At 33.4% G+C, this 4587-nt stretch carries 6 protein-coding genes; 4 read left to right on the top strand and 2 right to left on the bottom strand.

The features are described from left to right. Together SOY52_RS10345 and SOY52_RS10340 are read left to right on the top strand one after the other, a co-directional pair. Positions 1 to 596: bifunctional hydroxymethylpyrimidine kinase/phosphomethylpyrimidine kinase (locus tag SOY52_RS10345; RefSeq protein WP_320848876.1), on the top strand; the 596-nt coding region annotated here is incomplete at its 5' end. Then, on the top strand, positions 593 to 1153 hold the full coding sequence (locus SOY52_RS10340; protein ID WP_320848875.1) for a hypothetical protein: 561 nt from the start codon (positions 593 to 595) through the stop codon (positions 1151 to 1153). The genes SOY52_RS10345 and SOY52_RS10340, both read left to right, overlap by 4 nt. Here the strand turns inward: SOY52_RS10340 and SOY52_RS10335 are convergent. Then, a complete protein-coding gene (locus SOY52_RS10335; protein ID WP_320848874.1) occupies positions 1127 to 2251 on the bottom strand; it encodes a patatin-like phospholipase family protein in 1125 nt (374 codons plus the stop codon). The genes SOY52_RS10340 and SOY52_RS10335 overlap by 27 nt on opposite strands. A gap of 41 nt (positions 2252 to 2292) precedes the next feature. Between SOY52_RS10335 and SOY52_RS10330 the strand changes: the two genes are divergently transcribed. Further along, positions 2293 to 3228: a radical SAM protein gene (locus SOY52_RS10330; RefSeq protein WP_320848873.1), complete on the top strand. Its 936-nt coding sequence runs from the start codon at positions 2293 to 2295 to the stop codon at positions 3226 to 3228. Here the strand turns inward: SOY52_RS10330 and pyrH are convergent. After that, positions 3218 to 3901: a UMP kinase gene (pyrH, locus tag SOY52_RS10325; protein ID WP_320848872.1), complete on the bottom strand. Its 684-nt coding sequence runs from the start codon at positions 3899 to 3901 to the stop codon at positions 3218 to 3220. The genes SOY52_RS10330 and pyrH overlap by 11 nt on opposite strands. A gap of 88 nt (positions 3902 to 3989) precedes the next feature. Here pyrH and SOY52_RS10320 point away from each other — a divergent pair, with 88 nt between their 5' ends. Continuing rightward, positions 3990 to 4427, top strand: coding sequence for a single-stranded DNA-binding protein (locus tag SOY52_RS10320; RefSeq protein ID WP_320848871.1), 438 nt, complete (start codon positions 3990 to 3992; stop codon positions 4425 to 4427). Positions 4428 to 4587 lie beyond the last annotated feature (160 nt).

Here is a 4587-nt window from a genome sequence, read left to right as displayed (position 1 = left end):
TTTCCTTTGATGCAATTTATAGTGGGTACTTATCATCATTTGAACAATATAATTTAGCTAAACAAATTTTTTCAACTTACAATTGTACTATTCTTGTTGACCCAGTACTTGGAGATGAGGGAAAGCTTTATCAAGGTTTTGATGAAAGTAATATTCTATACATGAAGGATTTAATAAAAAAAGCAAATATTATTACTCCTAATATCACAGAGGCTTGTTTAATTACAAATTATCCTTATAAAAGTACTTTTTCCATTGAAGACATAAAAATTATTATAGATAGAATAAGTGATCTAACTGATAGCCTAGTAGTTTTAACATCTGTTTGTTTAGAGCGTGGTAAATTAGCAAATATTGTATATGATCGTAAAAGTATAAAAATTAATAGCTTTGAAAAAATCAATGCTTCATACCCTGGTTCTGGAGATTTATTTGCCTCTCTTTTACTTGGATTTTATTTAAATGGTTATGATATTTTCCAAGCAACTGAGAGGGCAGGATTATTAACAACATCCTGTATAAATTACACCTTTTTAAGTGGTAGAGAAAGAAGGCTTGGTATAGATATAATTAATGCACTAAGAGGTATAAAGTGAAGGTATTAGTTGTTGCATCAGATAGTGCTGAAAACGCATTGTTTAATGAAGAAATATTTATAAAAGTAGTATCAGGTGTTGGAAAGGAAAATGCTTTAGCTGCAACACTTTTAAATGATTGCGATGATGTTAAGTTAATCATTAACGTTGGAACATGTGGTGCAAAAAAGGGTAGTGCTGATATTGGTGATGTACTACTTTGTTCAAAAGTAATTAATAAAGATGCTGATTTAACTCAGTTCCATCTTCCTCCATTTACTACATTAGATGATAAAAGAGGTATTATGGGACCACTTAATATTAATAGTGAAGGTGTAGTAATTGCTTCTTCTGATACCTTTAGTTCAAATGCTATTGATGAAGCACAACTATATGATATGGAAGCTTATGGAGTTGCTTTAGCTGCTAAAAAGCTAAATAAAAAAGTATTAATTATTAAGGGTGTAAGTGATATTGTTGGCGAAAACGTTAAGCTAAAGGATTACAAAAAGGTATTAAAAGAGCTTGCTATAAGCATCCATGAAAAGGCCTTAGCTGAAGTTAGTAGGGCCTTCTAAGGCTAAACGACTTGATAACTTAACGTGGTCATAATCTGATCTTTCTGATAGGCGTAAAGCAAAATCATCAAGTTCTTGTGAAAACTTCTCAACAAGTTTAAGTCCACCTTCATGAAGCTTTTGTAAAGTCTCTGGCTTTGTATCATCAAGCTTTATTTTTTCATCACTTATTTCATCAAATATTCTAATATACTTGCAATCGGGAAGACTATAAAGAGTATCATCAGTCATAACCATTTGGCTATTTGGATAAATTTTCATAACAGGCTCAGCCCATGACGAAAGGCCCCCAAAGATACCTGTTGGATCAAATTTATAAATATTTCTAGCAGTTGAAAGAGAAAGGATAGTAAACTTCTTTGCATTTGGATATAGCTTTTTTGCTTCAATGTAAGCAAATAGAGCTGGGTTATTTGCAATTAAGCCTCCATCGAGGAGTGCCAATTTACTTCCATCTTCATCAAACATAATCTTTGGAGAAAAGTATAAAGGAGCAGCACTTGTGGCTCTAGCGGCATCACGAACGAGGGTTTCATTATACTTTCCATAACTCGATAGCAAGCACTCTCTACCAGAAATCGAATCATAGGAAACTACCATAGTTGGAACTAAAGCATCCTTTAGCTTACTATCGTGAAATAGGGTTCTATAGAAGAATTCTAATGAGGCACTATCATATTTATCAGAAAATACACTTCCTAGAAGTCTTGTTCTTGGTGCAAATATTTCTTTTCCATGGTCTAAGTAAATTCCTTCGATTAACTTTGGATCTGCACATGGTTTGATAAGTCCTTTGAAAATATTTTCACTTTTAAAGATATTTTTCTTTACTTTCTTATAGTATTCAAAGTCCTCTTTTTTTTCTTTTTGAATCTCAGCATTTTCTAATGCAAGACCAAGAGAAATGATACCTCCAGTGCTTGTGCCTGCAATTAAATCGAAGTGTGCGTAAAATGGAATATTGTCATTTATTTTAGAAGAAAGGTATGAAAGTACTACTGCTGGAATTATTCCTCTAATTCCTCCTCCATCAATAGATAGAATAAAGCGTTCTTCTTCTTGTATTTCTTTTTTAAAGATGTTATTCCATATACCCATAGAAAACAAGATGCAACATTCAGCGATATGGGTCAAGAGATATGTACGAAAAATGTAAACTTTGTCCTAACTACTGCCAAGTAGATAGAAGAATAAAAGTTGGCCTTTGCGGCCAAAGTGATAAAGTCCGAATTGCATGGTCAGGACTGCATAGAGGGGAAGAACCTCCTCTAACCGGTGAAAAGGGATCTGGTATGATATTTTTCACAGGGTGTCCTTTACACTGTAAATACTGTCAAAACCATCAAATTTCAGGCGCTCTTGGAAGTAATATGGGCTTTAATATTACAAATGAAGAGTTATCTGAATTAATGCTTAGTTTACAGGAGCAAGGTGCGACTACATTAAATTTAGTAACCGGAACTCATTTTATTCCTTCAATTATAGAAGCATTAATAATAGCAAAGGATAAAGGCTTTAACCTTCCTGTTGTTTACAACTCATCCGGCTACGAAAGCATCGAAGGATTAACATTAATTGACCCTTATATAGATTTATATTTAATGGATATGAAAACTCTTGATAAGAATGTTGCCTCTAAATTTTGTGGAAGAGAAAAATATACTGATTATATTCTTCCTGTTATGGATTTTATTACTAAAACCCACCCTGTAACAGACCTTGATAAAATAAGGGGTACTATTGTAAGGCACTTAGTATTTCCAGATTCTCTTAAAGCAACCTTAGATGTTTTGAGTTATTATGCAAAGCACTATAAGGATAATTGCTTTTTATCCTTAATGGCTCAATTTGTACCTCCACTTGAAAATCCTGGCTTTAAGAAGATAAGTGAAGATGAGTATGATTTTTTACTCGATAGTTTAGATTATTTAGGAATTGAAGAAGGATTTGTACAAGAATTAGGGGATGAGATCCTATGGATTCCAGATTTTAATAAGGATGTACCTTTTCCTTCCCCCTTTGCAGATCCCAACCCATACTTCTTAAGTTTGAAGAAGAAATATATTAACCAATAGTTGTTCCAATATAATCTTCACCCTTTAAGATTTTAATTGTGTTTTCGATGTTTCTACCATCTGCACATACAACCTTAAGCTGTGCATCCTTTGCTAATCCTGATGCAATTGGGTCAAATGGTGTATTCTTTCCTGGAATCCACTCGGTTCCTACCATAGTAATGAAATCAGGCCAAGAGATATTGTCTAAAGGCTGTGCATTTGGATTCTTTCTTGGATCATCTGTATAAACCTTAGCAATGTTTGAAAGGTTAATAATTAATTTACCTCCAAACTTTTTTGCAAGGTAGACTGCATCTGTGTCAGTAGAAAAACCAGGCTTCCAACCAGCTGCAACTAAGATTCTTCCTTTAAATTCTATATCTTGAGTTGGGTCAGTAACTAGTTCATTTTGACAGTAATCAGCAAAAATAGCTCTAACTAAGCTTCCATTTAAATGAGTTGCTTTAATTCCAAGCATATCCTGGATGTATGAGTCTGAATCTGGTTTAACTTCTCTTAAAGCACCTTGATAATCTCTTGCTGGAGCACCACCTCCACAAACAAGTATTAATTTTCTCTCTTTATCCTCTTCTAGATAAGCACAAACTGCTTCTCTAAAGGCCTTTAAAAACTCTGTATCTGGTTTGTTTGGAGCAATAATAGATCCTCCAAGTGATAGTACTGATAACATTTGTTTACTCCTTGTTTTTCCATCTTAGCATAAAAAATTCAATTTTACTTCTATTATTAGTAGATGCATTTATAACAGGAGGTATTTTATGAATCATCTTAATTGTATCCTTATTGAAGGAAAGGTGTGCTTTGAACCAAAAGCAGTCCACACAAGTAGCAAAACTAGTGCGGAACTCGTTATTATTCGTCTTGCTTCAAATAGGTTTTATACCAACTTTGAAAACCAAAAGACTCAAGATACTCTTTTTATAGATGTTGAGGCTTGGGGTAAGCTTGGAAAGAAGGCTTTAGAATACATTCAAAAGGGTATGACTATTAGAGTTGTTGGTCGAATTAGAATGAGTGAGTGGAAGACTCAAGATGACAAAACTAGGGAAAAAATCCTAATTGTTGCGGAGCATATTGAGTTTAAGAGACTTACTAAGGTAAATAGTAAGGAAAACACATTGGTCGAAGAGGAAATGGTTATTAACTCAGAAAAGGATGAAAGTGTTTGTGAAAACGCTTTTGTTTATGAGTATTAACAAAAATTAGGGTTGGAGCTTTTCCAACCCTAGATTTCTGGCTTATATAAAGTTTCAGTATTACTATTTCCAAAAGAAATACCTTTTGTGTCACAGATATAAAAATCAGCTGAGCGATTTGTATCATCACTTCCATTATACCTATTAATTGTTCTTGTAC

It is taken from the genome of Bullifex sp., assembly GCF_034103065.1.
In the GTDB taxonomy this organism is placed as follows: Bacteria; Spirochaetota; Spirochaetia; order Sphaerochaetales; family Sphaerochaetaceae; genus Bullifex.
This window is presented reverse-complemented; position numbering and strand designations above follow the sequence as displayed.